We start from the raw sequence: 16,260 nt of genomic DNA on the forward strand, positions 1-16,260 counted from the left end.
ACCGTGCTCGCCGAGCTCGACGGCAGCCGGAGGGGCAGGGCGGGCAGTCTGGGCAGGCCGCCGCCGAGCGGGGTGCGACGGCGCCCGGGTCCTCAACGGGCGGGGGCCTGTGCGCCGCCGTCCCCGTGGCGATGGACGAGCCGGAAGTCACCGGGCGTGGTGCCCGTCAGGCGGATGAAGAACTTGCCGAAGTTGGTGGGTTCGCTGAAACCCAGTCGGCGGGCGACGACGGTGACGGGGGCGTCGGTGTGGGCGAGCAGGCGCTGGGCCTCCAGGGCGACACGGGCGTCGATGACCTGCTTGACGGGCTGCCCGGTGGCGGCCAGACAGGCACGCGTCAGGGTCCTGACCGTGTAGCCCAGGCGGCGGGCGTAGTCCTCGGCGCGGCGCGTGGTGGCGTACGAGCGCTCCAGCTCGGCGCAGAAGCGGGCGTAGACCTCGCCGCCGCCCTGGCCGGCTTCCGCGCCCGGGCGCGGAAGCCGGTTGATCTGCAGCAGCGTGGCGGCCAGCAGGAACCGCAGGATCTCGCTGGAGACCGAGTCGGCCGGGCGGGTGTACTCGGCGGTCAGCTGGGCGAGCAGCACGGACAGCGTGGCGTACTCGCGGCTGGTTCCCAGCTGTCGGCAGACCGGCCCGTACCAATGGGCGAGCAGGCGTTCGGCGCCGGTGAAGCGGGGCGGGAACGCGGCGCTGAAGAGCAGACGCGTGCCGTTGAACTCACCGGAGGGACCGAAACGCTGCACCTGGCCCGGCCGCACCCACAACAGCGTGCCGGGGCGGCAGGGATGGGTCACGAAGTCGACGGTGTGCTCTCCGCTGCCCTCGGTGACCAGGATGATGGTGTGGAAGCCGACCCGGTGGACCCGCTCCAGACCGCCGTCACGCACCCGGCGGCGCAGCGCGGCCAGTTCCACGATCTCGAAGCCGGAGACGGGTGCCTCGGGCGGATTGAAACCGAAATCTGGGATCGGCCCGCCACCTTCCATGCCGGGACCGGCCGTGTTGTGCGTGATCGCCATGGCTCTCTCGACAATGTCTGCCTTTGACCATCAGAGACCTTCAGCGTATCTCGCTTGCCCGGGCGGGACCGGTCCGGCCCGGTGGATCACCTGGCCCTGTCCTCCGCGAGGGTGTGCGCGACCAGGGCGTTTGCGTGGCCGTGGCCGAGGCCGTACTCGGCCTTGAGCCAGGAGACGAGCTCCATGTGCTTGGCCAGGGGCGAGGAGCGGATGAGGCCCATCCACTCGGCTATGGGACGGCCGTACTTCTTCTCGATCGAGGGGAAGTAACTCGCGGGGCCTTTCACGGTCTCACTCATGTCGGCGTCCCATCCTCAGGTCTCCTGCTCCGGTGTTGTCACATCTCAGACCGGGGCGGGAGCGGTGGGTCATCGCCGCTCGAAGGTGACGTGCGTCACTGATCATCCCGCATTCGCCGCGCGCGTGGGCCGACGGCTGGCTAGCGTGAAGAGTCCACAGCAACCTTCAAAGGCGAGGGAGTCCGTGCCATGGCCGTACAACCTGAGGGCACGCCGTGCTGGGCCGACGCGATGTTCAGTGATCTCGAAGGGGCGAAGAGCTTCTACGGCGACGTGTTGGGGTGGACGTTCGGTGAGGCGTCGACCGAGTTCGGGAACTACACAGAGGCGTACGCGGACGGCAAGGCCGTGGCCGCTGTCGTGCCGCCGATGCCGGGAGCGGAGGACCAGTCGGCCTGGTGTCTGTACTTCGCGTCGCCCGACGCCGCCGCCACCGCCGCGAAGATCCGCGACAACGGAGGCGAGGTGCTGATGGAGCCGATGCAGGTCGGCGACTTCGGCACCATGCTGCTGGCCCGCGACCCGAGTGGCGTCGTCTTCGGTGTGTGGCAGGCGGGCGTCCACGAGGGCTTCGAGGCCAAGGCCGTGCCGGGCGCCTACTGCTGGGCGGAGGTCTTCACCCGGGAGCCGGAGAAGTCGGACGCCTTCTTCCAGGCCGTCTTCCCCTACCGCGCGCAGCAGATGGAGGACGACGGGGTCGACTTCAGGATCTTCAACCTCGGCGACGAGACGGTTCTGGGCCGGATGAAGATGACGGACGAGTTCCCGCCCGAAGTACCGCCCTACGTCAACGTCTACTTCACGGTCGAGGACTGTGACGCGGCGGTCGCGAAGGCCACCGAACGCGGCGCCGTTCTGCGGTTCGGCCCGATGAGCAGCCCGTTCGGCCGGTTCGCGGCGCTGAGTGACCCGCAGGGCGCGCCGTTCTCCGTGATCGACGTCTCCACGACCGAGGGCGAGATGCCGAAGATGTTCGACGTGGTCTGAGCGGACGGCGTGGTCCGGCTGGGTCACGCGGCCGTCAGATCCACCGTCGGCGCCTCCGCCCACGGACGGAAGGCGAGCCCCGCCCGGCCGATCGCCCGCTTCGCCGCCGACGCAGCCGATGGCCCGCCGCTTTCGGCCGGGCCGCCGGTCTACGGCTTGCGGCCCACTCCGCAGTAGGCGTCGACCACCGACACGGCGGAGTCCGGACGCCACTGGGTGACCTGTACGACGCCGGGTTCGACCAGGTCCAGCCCCTCGAAGAACCCGGCGATCTCGTCGACGCCGCGCACGTAGTACGGGACGGCCCCGCTGGAGTTGTAGGCCTCGGAGGCGGCGATCATTCCCTCGCTGGTGGCGGTGCTGTCGCTGATCACCAGGTAACTGCCGGACGGCAGAGGGGACATGAGGCGCGCGACCAGGTCCCGTGCCTGATCGTGGTCGGCAACGTGCCCGAGCGTGTTGAGGATCATCAGGGCGACGGGCCGGGAGAGGTCCAACGTGTGCGCCGCGGCCCCGAGGACGGCCTCGGGGTCGTACAGGTCGGCGTCGAGGTACGCCGTCGCGCCCTCGGGGGTGCTGGTGAGCAGGGCGCGGGCGTGGGTAAGTACCAAGGGGTCGTTGTCGACGTACACGATCCGCGCGTCCGGCGCCACACGCTGGGCCACCTCGTGGGTGTTGTCGGCGGTCGGCAGACCGGTGCCGACGTCGAGGAACTGCCGGATGCCCTGTTCGCCGGCCAGATGCCGGACCGCGCGTCCCAGGAAGTGGCGGCTCGTGCGCGCCACGTCGACCAGGCCGGGGAAGATCTCCTTGATGTGGTCCCCGATCTCGCGGTCCACCTCGTAGTGGTCCTGGCCGCCGACGAAGTAGTTCCAGAAGCGCGCGGAGTGCGGCTTGTCCGTGTCGATCCGGGCACGTATCCCGGCAGCGGCGGCGAGCTGGGGTTCCTGGTCCGTCACGCGAGTGCCTCCTGCGGATCGGTGTTCGGTCATCGAACGCCAACGTAGTCGAAGGGCCCGCTGTCCACCGTGCTCTGGCGAGTCAACTCACCTGCCGCGTAGGGGTTTTGGCCACCTGGCACAGGGACAGCCGGGCCGTTACCCGCGTTGAGTCGATGGCTGCCACCCGAGTGCCGGGCCGAGCACGGTGGCGATGTCGGTGAGGATCTGGACGTAGTCCTCGTGCTCGAAGGTGAAGGGCAGAGCGAAGGCGACCTCGTCGATCTCCCGGAAAGCGGCGTGGGAGTGGAGCCGTTCGGTGATCTCCGCGGAGGTGCCGACGAGATCGGGCGCGAACATCAGACGCCCGGGACCCTGTGGCGCGGCGGTCCGCGGCATCCGCGGCTCGGCGTACGCCTCGTACTTCGCGCGCTGCTCCGGCGAGGCACTGTCGGTGGGGATGACGACGAGGCCCTGGGAGACGCGGGCGCGGTCGCCGTCGGGATGGTGGGCACGGAAGGCGCGTACGTGCGAGAGCTGGATCTCGGCGAAGTCCTCGGACTCCTCCGCCTTGACGACGCTGCTGGTCAGCAAGTTCATGGCGTGCTCACCGGCCCACTGGGCCGACCGCAGGCTTCCGCCGCCGTACCACATACGGTTGCCCAGGCCGGGCGCGTGCGGCTGCACCTGGTCGGAGAACACTTCGAAGCCCTCGACACCACTGAAGTCGGTGGCGGGCTTACCGCGTACGAAGTCCAGCAGCCGCTCCACACGGTCGTAGCCGAAGTCCTCGGCATCGGCGGTGTCGGGATACAGCGCTTGCTTGACCTGGTCGTAGTGCATCGGCGGGCCGACGCTGATGCCCGGATTGAGGCGGCCCCCGGACAGGATGTCGACCGTCGCCAGGTCTTCGGCCAGACGCAGCGGGTTCTCCCAGCCCAGAGGCATGACCGCGGTGCCGAGCTCGATGCGGGTGGTGCGCTGTGAGGCCGCGGCCAGGACGGCTACGGGGGAGGAGATGCCGTACTGGAGGTGGCGGTGGCGCACCCACGCGCTGTCGAAGCCCAGCCGTTCACCGAGCTCGATGATCTCCAGTGTCGACTCGTGGCCCCGGCGGGGGTCGGCTTCGTCGAACAACCCGATGGTCAAGAAGCCCAGCTTCCGCAACGGTTCCGAGGGCAGCGGCACGGGATTCCTCCATGGTCAGGGGCGGTTCTGCCGAACACCAGCGCTGGTCCTCAGTGTGCCAGGCGATCATTCAGGGAGAGCTCCTGCCAGGCCGTCACCCCTGCCACCCCCGCTCGTACCGTCTCCTCCGGGGCCCCCGACGCCTCCAGGGAACTGCGAGCCACCTCGGCGAGGGAGGCATCGGACAGCCCCAGCACCTTGCGGGCCGACGCGTACTCGTCGAGCAGGCCGGATCCGAAGAGCAACGAGTCGTCGGCGGCGAGAGTGCAGCGGACACCGGCGTCGAGAAACCGTGGCAGCGCAGCTGGGGCGAGCCGCCCGGGCGTTCCCCACCTGGGCATCCGGCCGGTTGCCGGTCATTCGGTCGCGCCCGGATACAGTGCGGACCATGCCCCAGCCCCCGGAGGAGAACGAGCGCGCGCGGCTGCTGCGCCTGAGCGCCGACCACATCCTGGCGCACGGTATCGCCGGCCTCTCGCTGCGCGGCATCGGCAAGGCGGTCGGCAGCAACAACCGCATGCTGCTGTACTACTTCGGGTCGAAGGAGGAGCTGATCGCGGCGGCGCTCGGGGAGGCGGGCGGCCGCTTTCCGCTCCTGGAACAGGTCTTCGCGCTGCTCGACGACCACGACCAGCCGCTGCGCACCCGCCTGGAGGCGGCCTGGGAGCTGCTCTCCGCCGACGAGAACCTCCCCTTCCATCGCGTCTTCTTCGAAGCTCTGGGCCTCGCCGGATACCAGCGCGGGCGCTTCGACGCCTTCCTCGACGCCGTCGCCACGACCTGGCGAGGCCGCGTCGTGACCGCCTTGCGCGCCGAGGGCGTACCGGCGGCCGAGGCCGACGACCTGGCGCGCGAGCTGGTCTCGCTCTGGCGTGGACTCCAGTTGGACCTGCTCACCGCCGGAGACCGTGCGGCGACGCTGCGCGTGAACGCGGCGGCGGCCGTCTCCTTCGCCGCCAGGGCCGAGGCCGCCGCGAGCAGCCGTTCGCTCGACTCGCTCGACTGACGCCGGGCGGCGAGGCGGGCCGGGTGGAGGCGGGCCGTCAGTGGCCGTGTCGGTCGGGCCGTGTCAGTGGGGCCGTGTCAGTGGGGCCATGGCCTGGAGGGTGTAGGCGTTCGACGTCACGCGCTGAGACGCATTTTCGGTGTCTTCGGCATCTTCGGTACCACGATGTCGAGCGGGCCGTCCGGGACCGCCACCGCGTCCGTGGACCAGCCCCAGATCGAACAGACGCGGCGCGCGGGATCGCTGTGCCCGTCCCGGCCGTGCAGGACACGGTAGTTGTCGAGGCAGATCATCTCGCCCGCCTTGACCCGGAACATCGGTCCGGTGTCGCGCGCCGCGACGACGGCCTCCTCCCACCTGCGCACCAAGGCCATGTGCTCGTCCTCCAACGGGCCCTCGACCGATGCGAGATACGGGTGATAGCGGCCCTGGAAGCGGCCGGAGGGTACGGTCCGGGCGATCGGCGCGTACGTGTCCTGCGGGTAGTTGGGCTCTGAGTGGTCGATGTCGGTGGTGCGGCAGAACTCCGCCACGACGGCCCACTCCGGGTCGGCGGCGAGCAGGTCGAGGAGCCGGGAGGTGTCCACGAGGAAGGAGTCACCGCCCCGGTCCGCCGGCCGCTCGCACCACAGGAAGAGGTGGTCGGGTGCGTAGTCACCGAACGCGAAGCCGTCGTTGTGGGCGACCATGCGCTCCTCGATCGGCGCGAAACTGCGCTTGCGGCCACGGGAGTCGGCCGGCTGCGCGGCCACCTTCGCCGCCTCGCGTTCACCGTGCGCCTTGGTGGCCTCGAACTGCGTACCGATGCGGACCGCCTTGTCGCCCATGACCTCCCGGCCGTACGCGACGGCGGACTGCTCGTCGGCGAGTCCCGTCACGATGACCGCACCCTCGGCGGCGAGCACCTCACGGGCTTCCTCGGCGCTGGACACCCGGCGTGGAATGAAGCTTGCGGAGCTGACGTCCATCCTTGACTCCTCGACGTTGAACCGATCGGTTCACATCAAGGTAGGGGAGCCGTGTTTCGACCGGGTGTCCCTGGCGGAACGCGTGGAATACCCGGTTGTCCGAGACTTATGAAGGCGCTGCAGCGGCGGGTCAGGAGCGCGGGCGACTATTCGCCGCGCTCGGCGTTCTTCTCCTTGATCCGTACCGCTTCCTTGCGGACCTCGGCCTGAATGGCGCGTTCCTTCTGCAGCCACTCGGGAGAGTCCTTCTTCAACGCCTCGATCCGCTCCGTGGTGAGCGCCTCGGTGACTCCGCCACGCGCGAGCCCCGCGATGGAGACGCCCAGCTTCGCCGCGACGACCGGCCGAGGATGCGGACCGTTGCGTCGCAGTTCCTGCAGCCACTCGGGCGGATCGGCCTGCAGGGCGTTGAGCTCGGAGCGTGAGACGACACCTTCCTGGAACTCGGCGGGGGTGGCCTCGAGGTACACACCCAGTTTCTTCGCCGCGGTCGCGGGCTTCATTGTCTGGGTGGTCTGGTGCGACGTCATGGTGTCAAGGATATCGAGCATGTGAACCACCTCCGACCACGCCCGGTAACCTGGCCAGGTGACAGGCTCGGAAGTATCCCCTTCGTTCCGGCTCGCGTATGTCCCGGGAGTGACGCCCAGCAAGTGGGTGCGGATCTGGAACGAGCGGCTGCCCGACGTTCCGCTGACCCTCCTCGCGGTGTCTCCCGCCGAAGCCCTTGACGTGCTGCGCGGCGGCGGCGCCGACGCCGGATTCGTACGGCTGCCCGTCGACGGTATGGACCTCAGCGCGATCCCTCTCTACGCCGAGACGACGGTGGTCGTGGTCCCCAAGGACCACGTCGTGGCGGCGGTCGACGAGGTGTCCGCCGAGGATCTGGCCGACGACATCGTGCTGCATCCCCTCGACGACACCCTCGGCTGGGACCGCCCGCCGGGGCAGCCCGCGATCGAGCGCCCCGCCACGACGGCGGACGCGATCGAACTGGTGGCCGCCGGAGTGGGACTGCTGGTGGTCCCTCAGTCGCTCGCGCGCCTCCACCACCGCAAGGACCTCACGTACCGGCCGGTCACGGACGCCCCCGAGTCCCGCGTCGCGCTGTCGTGGCCCGAGAACAGGACCACCGACCTGGTGGAGGACTTCATCGGGATCGTGCGCGGACGGACCGTCAACAGCTCACGAGGCCGCTCTCCGGACCAGGCCCAGACCCAAGATCAGTCGAAGGGCAAGCGCCCCGAGAAGAGCGGCGCCCAGCGGAAGCCTGCCGCCGGCAAGACCTCCGGCAAGGGATCCCGGAGCGGCTCCGGCGGCCCCAAGGGAGCGAAGAGCGCGAAGGGCACCAAGCGCGGTAAGCCTCGCCGCCGGTCGTAGGTCCCTTGGACCCGGTGCAGGCCGGAGAGGCAAGAGCGGGCCTGACACGGGCCGGACCGGGATGATAGAAGCAGGCATGAACACTGGTTCCATCTCCACCTTTGTCTCCAACTTCCCACCAGTCCCCAGCTGCTGCTCCTGCTCGGCCCGTACACGATGACCGCGGGCATCGACACCCCCGACAGCCGGGGCCGTACCGGACTGGATCAGACCGGCCGCGACCTGACGGGCAACCCCCGGGTCAAGGTGCGGGACGTGAAACTGCTCTCCTGCCACTGGTATGTGGAACGCACCACGACGTTCGACATCCAGCACGCCGACGGCACCTGGAGCACCCAGGAACGTGAGACGCACGACCGCGGCAACGGGGCCACCATCCTGCTGTACGACGCGGACCGCGAAACCGTGCTGCTGACCCGGCAGTTCCGCTATCCCGTGTACGTGAACGGACACCCGGACGGCATGCTCGTCGAGACCCCGGGCGGACTCCTGGACGAGGAGGACGAGCATCCGGAGGTCGCCGTACGACGCGAGGTCATCGAGGAGACCGGGCACACCGTCGGCGAGGTCCAGCGTGTCTTCGACGTCTACATGAGCCCGGGATCGGTCACCGAGCGGGTGAGTTTCTTCGCCGCCTCCTACGGGCCGTCCACCCGTACCCACGAGGGCGGCGGACTGGACGAGGAGGGCGAGGACATCGAGATCGTCGAACTGCCCTTCCGCCGGGCCCTCGGCATGATCCGCACCGGCGAGATCGCCGACGCGAAGACCATCATGCTGCTGCAGTGGGCGGCGTTGGAAGGACCGTTCAGCGGGACGGGCGTTCTCACCCGGTAGTGGCGTCGCGCCCGGGGAGGCACCCGCTCCCGCGGCTCAGCCGACGTGAAGGCCGGCCATGGGGTGTCACCTCCGGGTAAGGACGCCATGACGTTTGTGTTCTGTGCCCGATGTGACGGCGGGGCGTTCATAGGCTGTGGTCGCACTTGGTCGGACCTTCCGCCCAGGGAGGGGACAGCGCATGACGGCCACAGCTGACGACCCGGCGGGCCTTGCGGCACGGAAGGAGACCTTCGTCTTCCCAGCCGAGACCGGAGTCCCGCCCCAGGTCGGCCCCTTCGCCCACGCGACCCGCTTCGGCTCGTTGGTCTTCGTGACCGGCCAGATGCCCACGGATCCGGCGACGGGCCTGCTGGTGGAGGGCGACGTCGCCGCCCAGGCCGAGCAGGTACGCCGCAATCTGCGGGCCGTACTCAGGCAGTTCGGCCTCACACTCGACGACGCGCTGATGGTCCGCGTCTACCTGACGTCCTTCGACGACTTCGACCTCGTCAACGCCGCCTACGAGACCTGGTTCAACGGCCCCCTGCCGAGCCGCACGTGCGTCGGCGTCTCCGGCCTCGCCGTGGGCGCCGCGATCGAGATCGACGTCGTCGCCGGGATCCCGGGCCCAAGGGCGTGAACCTCCTCCGGGCCCGAACACACCACGCGACCACAGGAGTACGTACCCATGAAATGCGACGCGCTGTCGTCAACGCGCTGGACTTCATCGAGCACGACCTCGCCATGGACCGCGCGGTGGCGTACGCGTACCTGTCCGCGGCCGCCGACTTCGAGGTGTCCCAGGTCGTGGACCGCACGGTCGGCGTCCACGGGGTCATCGAGAAGGGCCACTTCGGTCGCGTCGCCGACAAGCCTCACGCCCACTGAGTCCGGATCACTCGAACCGTGCGGTGTCGCCCGCCCCCTTGCGTACGATCTCGGCCTCGCCGCTGGAGAAGTCGATGACCGTGGTCGGCTCGGTGCCGCAGTCTCCGGAGTCGATCACGGCGTCGACCGCGTAGTCGAGCCGCTCCTTGATCTCCCAGCCCTGGGTCATCGGTTCGTCCTCGTCCGGCAGGAGCAGGGTGCTGGAGAGGAGCGGCTCGCCGAGTTCGGCGAGCAGGGCCTGGGCGACCGTGTGGTCGGGGATGCGGACTCCGACGGTCTTCTTCTTCGGATGGAGGAGCTTGCGCGGCACCTCCTTGGTCGCGGGGAGGATGAAGGTGTAACTGCCGGGCGTCGACGCCTTGATGGCGCGGAACACATCCTTGTCGATGTGCACGAACTGCCCCAGCTGCGCGAAGTTCTGGCACACGAGGGTGAAGTGATGGCGGTCGTCGAGATTCCGGATCGAACGGATCCGGTCGATACCGTCACGGCTGCCCAGCTGGCATCCCAGCGCGAAACAGGAGTCCGTGGGATACACGACGAGCGCACCCTCGCGGATCGAGTCGGCGACCTGGGTGATGGTGCGCTGCTGAGGGTTGTCGGGGTGAACGTCGAAGTACTTGGCCACCCGTCGAGCTTATGCGCTTGACCGGCGACACCTGCGCACGGCTCGGCGGCGGTGCGTCGATGAGACCCGGCGACGCCCTGATGGCGCGCGCCGGGGCCCTTGCCTCCTCCCCGGTTCGGGGTCAGTCCCTGAGCCGGTCGATCTGCCGGATCTTGTTGGTCGCGTCCAGGGCGGCGACCTTGTAGGACTCCGCGAGCGTCGGGTAGTTGAACACCGCGTCGACGAGGTAGTCGACCGTGCCGCCGCACCCCATCACGGACTGCCCGATGTGGATCAGCTCGGTGGCCCCGGTGCCGAAGCAGTGCACGCCGAGCAGTTTGCGGTCGTCGGGGGAGACCAGCAGCTTGAGCATGCCGTGCGAGTCGCCGATGATCTGGCCGCGGGCCAGTTCGCGGTAGCGGGAGATGCCGACCTCGAACGGCACGCGGTCCTCGGTGAGTTGGTCCTCGGTCTTCCCGATGAAGCTGATCTCCGGGATGGTGTAGATACCGATCGGTTGGAGGTCGTGCATCCGGTTCACCGGCTCGCCGCACGCGTGATATGCCGCCGTGCGACCCTGCTCCATCGATGTCGCGGCGAGCGCCGGGAAGCCGATGACGTCGCCGACGGCGTAGATGTGCGGCACTTCGGTGCGGTAGTGCTCGTCGACCTTGATCCGGCCGCGCTTGTCGGCGGACAGACCGGCCTTGTCCAGGTCGAGGTCGTCGGTGAGGCCCTGTCGGCCCGCGGAATACATGACGGCGTCGGCGGGGATCTTCTTGCCGCTCTCCAGGATGGTGAGGGTGCCCCGGGGATGACGCTCGACCGCGGCGACGGTCTCGCCGAAGCGGAAGGTGACGGCCAGGTCCCGCAGGTGGTACTTGAGCGACTCGATCACCTCGATGTCGCAGAAGTCGAGCATCCCGGCCCGCTGTTCGACCACGGTGATCTTGCTGCCGAGGGCGGCGAACATGGAGGCGTACTCCATGCCGATCACGCCGGCCCCGACGATGACCATGGAGCGCGGCACCCGCTGCAGGTTGAGAACGTTGTCGGAGTCCAGGATCGTCTGCTCGTCGAACTCGACGGTCGCGGGCCTGGCCGGGCGGGTGCCCGTGGCGATGACGATGTTCTCGGCGCTCAACAGCCGGTCGTGGCCGGTCACTTCCCGCAGGGCGACGGTGTGGTCGTCGATGAAGCGGCCGGTGCCGCCGAAGAGGGACACGTGGTTGCGGGAGAGTTGGTTGCGGATGACGTCGACCTCGCGGCCGACCACGTGCTGGGTGCGCGCGGTCAGGTCGGCGACGGTGATTTCCTCCTTGAGGCGGTAGCTCTGGCCGTACAGATCGCGCTGGGTGAGACCGGTGAGATAGAGGACCGCCTCGCGTAGGGTCTTGGAGGGGATGGTCCCGGTGTGGATGGAGACCCCTCCGACCATGTCGGGGCGGTCGACGACGGCGACCCGGCGGCCGAGCTTGGCCGCGGCGATGGCGGCCTTCTGGCCGCCCGGTCCGGATCCGATGACAATCATGTCGAAGTCGCGCACCCTCCGAAGTCTGTCAGCCCGAGGCTCTCGCCCGAAAGGGTGAACGGGTGTCAGTTGGCTCCGCTCATTGCACGTGGGCGAGTTCCCGCGGGCGGTCGCCGAGGCCCGAGGCGCCCTGGACGACTCCAGGGCGCATCGTCATGCGGGGTGCCGCACCAGGTGGTGCGTAGGCGGAGCCAGGGTTCGACGACCGCTTGAAATGTCAGCGGAGTCAGGCTTCGGTGACCGCCTGGCGTGTCCGTTCGCGGGGGCGGGCGGCCATCTTGAGGGTGCTGGGTCGTACGGTGGCCCGGGCCACCGGGCGGACGGTCTGGCCCGCGATCAGTTCGAGCCGCCAGGACCGGGTCAACGTGGCGATCGCCGTGGTGAGTTCGGATTGCGCGAAGCGGTCCCCGATGCATTTGTGCTTGCCGGCGCCGAAAGGCAGGAACGCACCGTCGGAGAGCGGTTGTAGGCTCTCGTCCAGCCAGCGGTCGGGGTCGAACGTCAGGGGATCGGGGAAGAGTTCGGGGTCGCGGTGCAGGGCGTGCTGGCAGTACGCCAGCTCGGTGCCGACCGGGATCTCCCACTGCCCGATGCGGGTCGGCTGGAGCGTACGGCGGGTGACGAGCCATCCGGTGTGGTGCAGTCGGAGGGCCTCGGTGATGACGCGGCCCAGATAGGGCAGGTGAGTCAGGTCCTCGAAGGTGACGGGCCGCTCGCCGAGCACGTCGTCGAGTTCGGCCTGGACGCGCTCGTCGATGTCCGGGGCGCGGGCGAGCTCGTACAGCACCCAGGACAGTACGGACGCGGTGGTCTCGGTGCCGGCCACCGCGAGGGTGAGGATCTCGGAGCAGATTTGGTGCGGCGTCAGCTGCTGCCCGGATTCCTCGTCCTGTGCCTGGAGGAGCAGGGAGAGCATGTCGCCGGTGTCGCGGCCGTTGCCGCGCAGCTCGTCGACCGCGTCGCCGATGGTGGCGCGGACGGCGTCCCGGGCCGTGTTGAAGCGCCGGTTGGCGGGCAGCGGCAGCCGTTCCGCCCAGTCGGGGAGCATGATCCGGGTGCCGACGCCGTTCATGACCACCGACAGGTCGCGGCGCAGCTGGTGGAAGGCCTGCTCGTCGATGCTCCCGGAGAAAACTGTCGCCGCGAGCATGTCAAGGGAGAGTTTGACCATCACCTCGCGTACGTCGAGGATCTGGCCCGGTGCCCAGCCGCTCGTGGTGGTGGTGACCTGCTCGCGCATCAGGTCGACGTACCGGGCGATCTCGGTGTGGCGGAAGGCGGGCTGGAGCTGGCGGCGCTTGCGGACGTGCTCGGAACCGGCGACGGTGACCACGCTGTCACCGAGCAACTGGCCCATCTTCTCGAAGAAGCGGCCCTTGTCGAGGGTGGGTGCGAGGTCGACCAGCATGGCGCGGATCAGCGCGGGTTCGTTGACGACGATCGTCGGCTGCTGGGGCTGGAGCCTGATCTCGACGAGGGGTCCGTAGTCACGGAGGGAGGCGATGAAGGCAAGGTTGTCGCGCATGAGCGGTATCGCGTGGCCGAGCAGCGGGAGGGATCCCGCCGCCTTGGGTATGGGGAGAGGCGCTGCGGTAGTCACGGCGGTTGTCCCTTCACGGTGAGTGACACCGTGATCACTGCCCACCTCGACCCTGGGTGCAATCGCGCGCTTTGGGTGGCGTTGGCCACGTGTGCGGTGCGGCGACCGCGGTTCTGGGTGCGTTGAGGTCCGTGCTCGACGGGCCGAGGGGCGGCTCCTCGGCCTGAGGCCCTGCTTGCCCGCCGCCGGCGGGCCGCCCGAAGAGTCGCCCCTTCGGGGACCCGGACCGGTTGCGTCAGGCGGGACCGGAGACGACCGCTCCGCTCCCCTCACCGGTCAAAGGCCTTACTTGCTGGGGAACTTCCAGATGTACGGCTCTCCGTCCTCCTCCGACCAGTGGACCTCCACGGACTTCGCGTTCGCGGGGACCAGGTACGACTCGCAGAAGGTGTGGGTCTCGCCCGACTTCCAGCTTTCGACGTCGTACGGGTCTTCGCAGCCGGGCGCGTCGTCGGAGGCGCCGATGAGCAGCGCCCCCCTCGTTCCGTCGGCCCAGATGGTCGTACCGTCACCCGCGTCGGAGTCGCTCGTCAGTGCCGGGCCGGCCTTGTGCGTGTACTTCACGTGGGCGACCGCGAGCACCAACCCCTTGGCCTCCGCCTTGTCCTGGACCAGCTTCGCCGCTTCGGCCTCGGTGCCGAGGTCCACCTTCTGCGCGGTGATCTCGTAGGTGACCGTGCCGTCCTCCTCCTCGACCTTCCCGGTGGCGCTCTCCCCGGTGGCCAGCTCGCCTCCGGAGGCCGCCTTCGCCTGAGATGCCCTGGCCTTCGGCTTGGAGGACTTCTTCGCGTCCGCGTCGGCGTTGTCGCCCCCGCCGCCGCACGCGCTGAGGGTGAGCGTGAGGACGGCGGCGGGCGCGACGAAGCGCAGCGCGGTTTTGTGGCGCAGCAAAACTGACTCCTTGGAATGAGGGTGTCGGAGAGGACCAGGTGCCGGCGGTGGCGCGGCTCGGTGGGCCGCGGTCAACACGTTCCGGGCACGGGTGAATCCACGCTCCTCGCAGGGGGCGCGATCACCGATCCGTTTGAGATCTTGGTGCACGACAATGCGAAGAGTCAACAAATGTGAACGTTGTGTGAGGTGTCATCGGGTGGAACGTGCGAGGCGGAACCCCACGTCGTCGACCTGGAAGCTCGGATGGCTCCGGCGTCGAGCGGAGGCCCGGCAACTCCAGTGCTCGTCGAACCAGCCGCCGCCGCGCAGCACCCGGTAGGCGCCGTAGACCTCGGCGTCATAGATGTCCCAGCACCAGTCCCAGACGTTGCCGAGCATGTCGTGAAGACCCCACGGGTTGGGCCGCTTGCCGCCGACGTCGTGGATCCGCTCCTGCGAGTTGCCGCGAAACCAGGCGATCTCGTCGAGCGGTCCGTAGCGAGGTCCTGCCGTACCGGCACGGCAGGCGTACTCCCACTCGGCTTCGGTCGGCAGCCGGTACCCGTCGGCGGACGCGTCCCACTCGATGCCGTCGTCGTCGCCGTAATCGCCGTTGTCGTCGTTGTCGTGGACACGGAGGTGGTAGGCGGGCGTGAATCCGTCCCGCTCGGACAGCGCGTTGCAGAACCGGACCGCGTCCCACCAGGAAACGCCCTCCACGGGCAACTGGTCCCCATCGGCGGAGCTCGGCCGCCGGCCGGTGATCTGTGCGTACAACGCCTGGGTGACCGGGAACGCCGCGAGCCGGTAGGGAGCGAGCTCGACCGACCAACCGCGCTTCGTCCGCCGGTCCGACAGGTTTACCTGCCCCGGGGGAACAGCGATCATCTGGGCTACCGCGCTCGCGTCCATGAGCGGGCCATCCTACTGACGATCTCTCGGGCGTGGTCGGTTGTGGTGTGCACGCTCACCGGTCCGCCGGGCTCGCCCACGTCCCGTTCTCGGCGGAGCGGGCTATGGCGTCCAGCGCGGCCGCACTGTGGACGGCGTCGTCCAGAGTGGCACCGTGCGGAGTGCCCTCGGCGACGGAGCGCAGGAAGTTGTGCGCCTCGATGACCTTGAGGTCGTCGTAGCCCATGGCGTTGGCCGAGCCCGGCTGGAACGCGGCGTACTCGCCGTGGCCCGGGCCGACGTACAGCGTGCTGACGGGCTGGTCCTGGTACGACGTGCCGCGGCTGACGCCCAGTTCGCCCATGCGGCGGAAGTCCCAGAAGACCGCGCCCTTGGTGCCGTGGATCTCGAAGCCGTAGTTGTTCTGCTCGCCCACCGAGACGCGGCAGGCCTCCAGCACGCCGCGTGCGCCGGATGCGAAGCGCAGCAGGCAGGAGACGTAGTCCTCGTTCTCCACGGGGCCCAGCGCGCCGCCCGTGGAGCGGGTGTGGCCGGCGGTGGCAGCGGTGGGCCGGGCCCGCTCGGGGACGAAGACGGCGGTGTCGGCGGCCAGCGACGCGATCTCGCCGAGCAGGTGGCGGGCCAGGTCGACGCCGTGCGAGGCGAGGTCGCCCAGCACTCCGGGGCCCCCGCGCTCACGCTCGTACCGCCAGGTCAGGGCACCCTCGGGGTGGGCGGCGTAGTCGCTGAAGAGGCGGATGCGGACGTGCGTGACGGTGCCGATCTCGCCGGAGGCGATCAGCTCGCGGGCGGCCGAGACGGCAGGCGCGTTGCGGTAGTTGAAGCCGACCGCGCCCTGGACGCCCGCCTTGGCGACGGCGTCGGCGACGGCCCGCGCGTCCTCGGCGGTGAGGCCGACCGGCTTCTCGATCCAGATGTGCTTGCCCGCCTCCGCCATGGCGACGCCGATCTCGCGGTGCAGGAAGTTCGGAGCGGCGACGCTCACCGCCTGGATCCGGGGATCGGCGGCGACCTCCCGCCAGTCGCGGACCGCGGTGGCGAAGCCGTACTGCCCCGCGGCCTCCTCGGCCCGGCCGGGCACCTCGTCGGCGACGGCGATCAGCTCGGGCCGTACGGTCAACTGCGGGAAATGGTGCGGCACGCGGACGTACGCCTGGGTGTGCACCCGTCCCATCCAGCCGAATCCCACGACGGCGACGCCGAGCGTACTCACCATGACTGCCCTTCCTTGGACCGGTCCATAAA

At 69.4% G+C, this 16,260-nt stretch carries 19 protein-coding genes; 6 read left to right on the forward strand and 13 right to left on the reverse strand.

Annotated elements, in window-relative coordinates:
* Nucleotides 1–92: 92 nt before the first annotated feature.
* Together ACTWQR_RS01990 and ACTWQR_RS01995 are read right to left on the reverse strand one after the other, a co-directional pair.
* Nucleotides 93–1,019 (reverse strand): AraC family transcriptional regulator, encoded by a 927-nt coding sequence (locus ACTWQR_RS01990; protein WP_443225093.1) that lies wholly within the window; start codon nucleotides 1,017–1,019, stop codon nucleotides 93–95.
* A gap of 86 nt (nucleotides 1,020–1,105) precedes the next feature.
* Nucleotides 1,106–1,318 (reverse strand): DUF4287 domain-containing protein, encoded by a 213-nt coding sequence (locus tag ACTWQR_RS01995; protein ID WP_443225094.1) that lies wholly within the window; start codon nucleotides 1,316–1,318, stop codon nucleotides 1,106–1,108.
* A 189-nt stretch (nucleotides 1,319–1,507) separates the two neighbouring features.
* Between ACTWQR_RS01995 and ACTWQR_RS02000 the strand changes: the two genes are divergently transcribed.
* Complete coding sequence (locus tag ACTWQR_RS02000; protein ID WP_443225095.1) at nucleotides 1,508–2,305, forward strand: VOC family protein; 798 nt, start codon at nucleotides 1,508–1,510, stop codon at nucleotides 2,303–2,305.
* 149 nt (nucleotides 2,306–2,454) lie between these two features.
* Here the strand turns inward: ACTWQR_RS02000 and ACTWQR_RS02005 are convergent, their stop codons facing one another.
* From ACTWQR_RS02005 to ACTWQR_RS02015, 3 genes are all read right to left on the reverse strand, one after another.
* Entirely contained in the window at nucleotides 2,455–3,264 is an 810-nt protein-coding gene (locus ACTWQR_RS02005) for an SAM-dependent methyltransferase (protein ID WP_443225096.1), read from the reverse strand.
* Nucleotides 3,265–3,402: 138 nt separating this feature from the next.
* Nucleotides 3,403–4,431 (reverse strand): LLM class flavin-dependent oxidoreductase, encoded by a 1,029-nt coding sequence (locus ACTWQR_RS02010; protein WP_443225097.1) that lies wholly within the window; start codon nucleotides 4,429–4,431, stop codon nucleotides 3,403–3,405.
* A 50-nt stretch (nucleotides 4,432–4,481) separates the two neighbouring features.
* The gene (locus tag ACTWQR_RS02015; RefSeq protein ID WP_443225098.1) at nucleotides 4,482–4,772 is read right to left on the reverse strand and encodes a hypothetical protein; all 291 of its coding nucleotides are present in this window, start codon (nucleotides 4,770–4,772) and stop codon (nucleotides 4,482–4,484) included.
* A 47-nt stretch (nucleotides 4,773–4,819) separates the two neighbouring features.
* Here ACTWQR_RS02015 and ACTWQR_RS02020 point away from each other — a divergent pair, with 47 nt between their 5' ends.
* Nucleotides 4,820–5,437 (forward strand): TetR/AcrR family transcriptional regulator, encoded by a 618-nt coding sequence (locus ACTWQR_RS02020; RefSeq protein ID WP_443225099.1) that lies wholly within the window; start codon nucleotides 4,820–4,822, stop codon nucleotides 5,435–5,437.
* 116 nt (nucleotides 5,438–5,553) lie between these two features.
* On the opposite strand, the gene ACTWQR_RS02025 is transcribed toward ACTWQR_RS02020, so the two are convergent.
* Nucleotides 5,554–6,405 (reverse strand): TauD/TfdA family dioxygenase, encoded by an 852-nt coding sequence (locus ACTWQR_RS02025; protein WP_443225100.1) that lies wholly within the window; start codon nucleotides 6,403–6,405, stop codon nucleotides 5,554–5,556.
* A 146-nt stretch (nucleotides 6,406–6,551) separates the two neighbouring features.
* Entirely contained in the window at nucleotides 6,552–6,935 is a 384-nt protein-coding gene (locus ACTWQR_RS02030; RefSeq protein WP_443225101.1) for a DUF5997 family protein, read from the reverse strand.
* A 58-nt stretch (nucleotides 6,936–6,993) separates the two neighbouring features.
* Here ACTWQR_RS02030 and ACTWQR_RS02035 point away from each other — a divergent pair, with 58 nt between their 5' ends.
* From ACTWQR_RS02035 to ACTWQR_RS02050, 4 genes are all read left to right on the forward strand, one after another.
* Nucleotides 6,994–7,785 carry a LysR substrate-binding domain-containing protein gene (locus tag ACTWQR_RS02035; RefSeq protein ID WP_443225102.1) on the forward strand — a complete coding sequence of 264 codons (792 nt, stop codon included), beginning with the start codon at nucleotides 6,994–6,996 and terminating at the stop codon, nucleotides 7,783–7,785.
* Between the two features lie 156 nt (nucleotides 7,786–7,941).
* Complete coding sequence (locus ACTWQR_RS02040) at nucleotides 7,942–8,622, forward strand: NUDIX domain-containing protein (protein WP_443225103.1); 681 nt, start codon at nucleotides 7,942–7,944, stop codon at nucleotides 8,620–8,622.
* A gap of 181 nt (nucleotides 8,623–8,803) precedes the next feature.
* Nucleotides 8,804–9,244, forward strand: a complete 441-nt coding sequence (locus ACTWQR_RS02045; protein WP_443225104.1) for a RidA family protein — start codon at nucleotides 8,804–8,806, stop codon at nucleotides 9,242–9,244.
* Nucleotides 9,245–9,297: 53 nt separating this feature from the next.
* Nucleotides 9,298–9,492 (forward strand): hypothetical protein, encoded by a 195-nt coding sequence (locus tag ACTWQR_RS02050; protein WP_443225105.1) that lies wholly within the window; start codon nucleotides 9,298–9,300, stop codon nucleotides 9,490–9,492.
* Between the two features lie 7 nt (nucleotides 9,493–9,499).
* Here the strand turns inward: ACTWQR_RS02050 and ACTWQR_RS02055 are convergent, their stop codons facing one another.
* From ACTWQR_RS02055 to ACTWQR_RS02080, 6 genes are all read right to left on the reverse strand, one after another.
* A complete protein-coding gene (locus tag ACTWQR_RS02055) occupies nucleotides 9,500–10,120 on the reverse strand; it encodes an L-threonylcarbamoyladenylate synthase (protein ID WP_443225106.1) in 621 nt (206 codons plus the stop codon).
* A gap of 121 nt (nucleotides 10,121–10,241) precedes the next feature.
* Nucleotides 10,242–11,645, reverse strand: a complete 1,404-nt coding sequence (gene sthA / locus ACTWQR_RS02060; protein ID WP_443225107.1) for a Si-specific NAD(P)(+) transhydrogenase — start codon at nucleotides 11,643–11,645, stop codon at nucleotides 10,242–10,244.
* A gap of 211 nt (nucleotides 11,646–11,856) precedes the next feature.
* Nucleotides 11,857–13,230, reverse strand: coding sequence for a cytochrome P450 (locus ACTWQR_RS02065; RefSeq protein ID WP_443225108.1), 1,374 nt, complete (start codon nucleotides 13,228–13,230; stop codon nucleotides 11,857–11,859).
* Nucleotides 13,231–13,515: 285 nt separating this feature from the next.
* Complete coding sequence (locus ACTWQR_RS02070; protein WP_443225109.1) at nucleotides 13,516–14,121, reverse strand: hypothetical protein; 606 nt, start codon at nucleotides 14,119–14,121, stop codon at nucleotides 13,516–13,518.
* 192 nt (nucleotides 14,122–14,313) lie between these two features.
* Nucleotides 14,314–15,015, reverse strand: coding sequence for a formylglycine-generating enzyme family protein (locus tag ACTWQR_RS02075; protein ID WP_443225110.1), 702 nt, complete (start codon nucleotides 15,013–15,015; stop codon nucleotides 14,314–14,316).
* Nucleotides 15,016–15,070: 55 nt separating this feature from the next.
* Nucleotides 15,071–16,231: a Gfo/Idh/MocA family protein gene (locus tag ACTWQR_RS02080; protein WP_443225111.1), complete on the reverse strand. Its 1,161-nt coding sequence runs from the start codon at nucleotides 16,229–16,231 to the stop codon at nucleotides 15,071–15,073.
* Nucleotides 16,232–16,260 lie beyond the last annotated feature (29 nt).

Origin of the sequence: Streptomyces sp. 2A115 (genome assembly GCF_052245575.1) — a bacterium.
Classification (GTDB): Bacteria; Actinomycetota; Actinomycetes; order Streptomycetales; family Streptomycetaceae; genus Streptomyces.

What these genes read in the sequence shown, in the direction of transcription:
- ACTWQR_RS01990 (WP_443225093.1), bottom strand. Translation starts at nt 1,019, where the DNA reads ATGGCGATCACGCACAACACGGCCGGTCCCGGCATGGAAGGTGGCGGG.
- ACTWQR_RS01995 (WP_443225094.1), bottom strand. Translation starts at nt 1,318, where the DNA reads ATGAGTGAGACCGTGAAAGGCCCCGCGAGTTACTTCCCCTCGATCGAG.
- ACTWQR_RS02000 (WP_443225095.1), top strand. Translation starts at nt 1,508, where the DNA reads ATGGCCGTACAACCTGAGGGCACGCCGTGCTGGGCCGACGCGATGTTC.
- ACTWQR_RS02015 (WP_443225098.1), bottom strand. Translation starts at nt 4,772, where the DNA reads ATGCCCAGGTGGGGAACGCCCGGGCGGCTCGCCCCAGCTGCGCTGCCA.
- ACTWQR_RS02020 (WP_443225099.1), top strand. Translation starts at nt 4,820, where the DNA reads ATGCCCCAGCCCCCGGAGGAGAACGAGCGCGCGCGGCTGCTGCGCCTG.
- ACTWQR_RS02025 (WP_443225100.1), bottom strand. Translation starts at nt 6,405, where the DNA reads ATGGACGTCAGCTCCGCAAGCTTCATTCCACGCCGGGTGTCCAGCGCC.
- ACTWQR_RS02030 (WP_443225101.1), bottom strand. Translation starts at nt 6,935, where the DNA reads ATGACGTCGCACCAGACCACCCAGACAATGAAGCCCGCGACCGCGGCG.
- ACTWQR_RS02040 (WP_443225103.1), top strand. Translation starts at nt 7,942, where the DNA reads ATGACCGCGGGCATCGACACCCCCGACAGCCGGGGCCGTACCGGACTG.
- ACTWQR_RS02045 (WP_443225104.1), top strand. Translation starts at nt 8,804, where the DNA reads ATGACGGCCACAGCTGACGACCCGGCGGGCCTTGCGGCACGGAAGGAG.
- ACTWQR_RS02050 (WP_443225105.1), top strand. Translation starts at nt 9,298, where the DNA reads ATGCGACGCGCTGTCGTCAACGCGCTGGACTTCATCGAGCACGACCTC.
- ACTWQR_RS02075 (WP_443225110.1), bottom strand. Translation starts at nt 15,015, where the DNA reads ATGGACGCGAGCGCGGTAGCCCAGATGATCGCTGTTCCCCCGGGGCAG.
- ACTWQR_RS02080 (WP_443225111.1), bottom strand. Translation starts at nt 16,231, where the DNA reads ATGGTGAGTACGCTCGGCGTCGCCGTCGTGGGATTCGGCTGGATGGGA.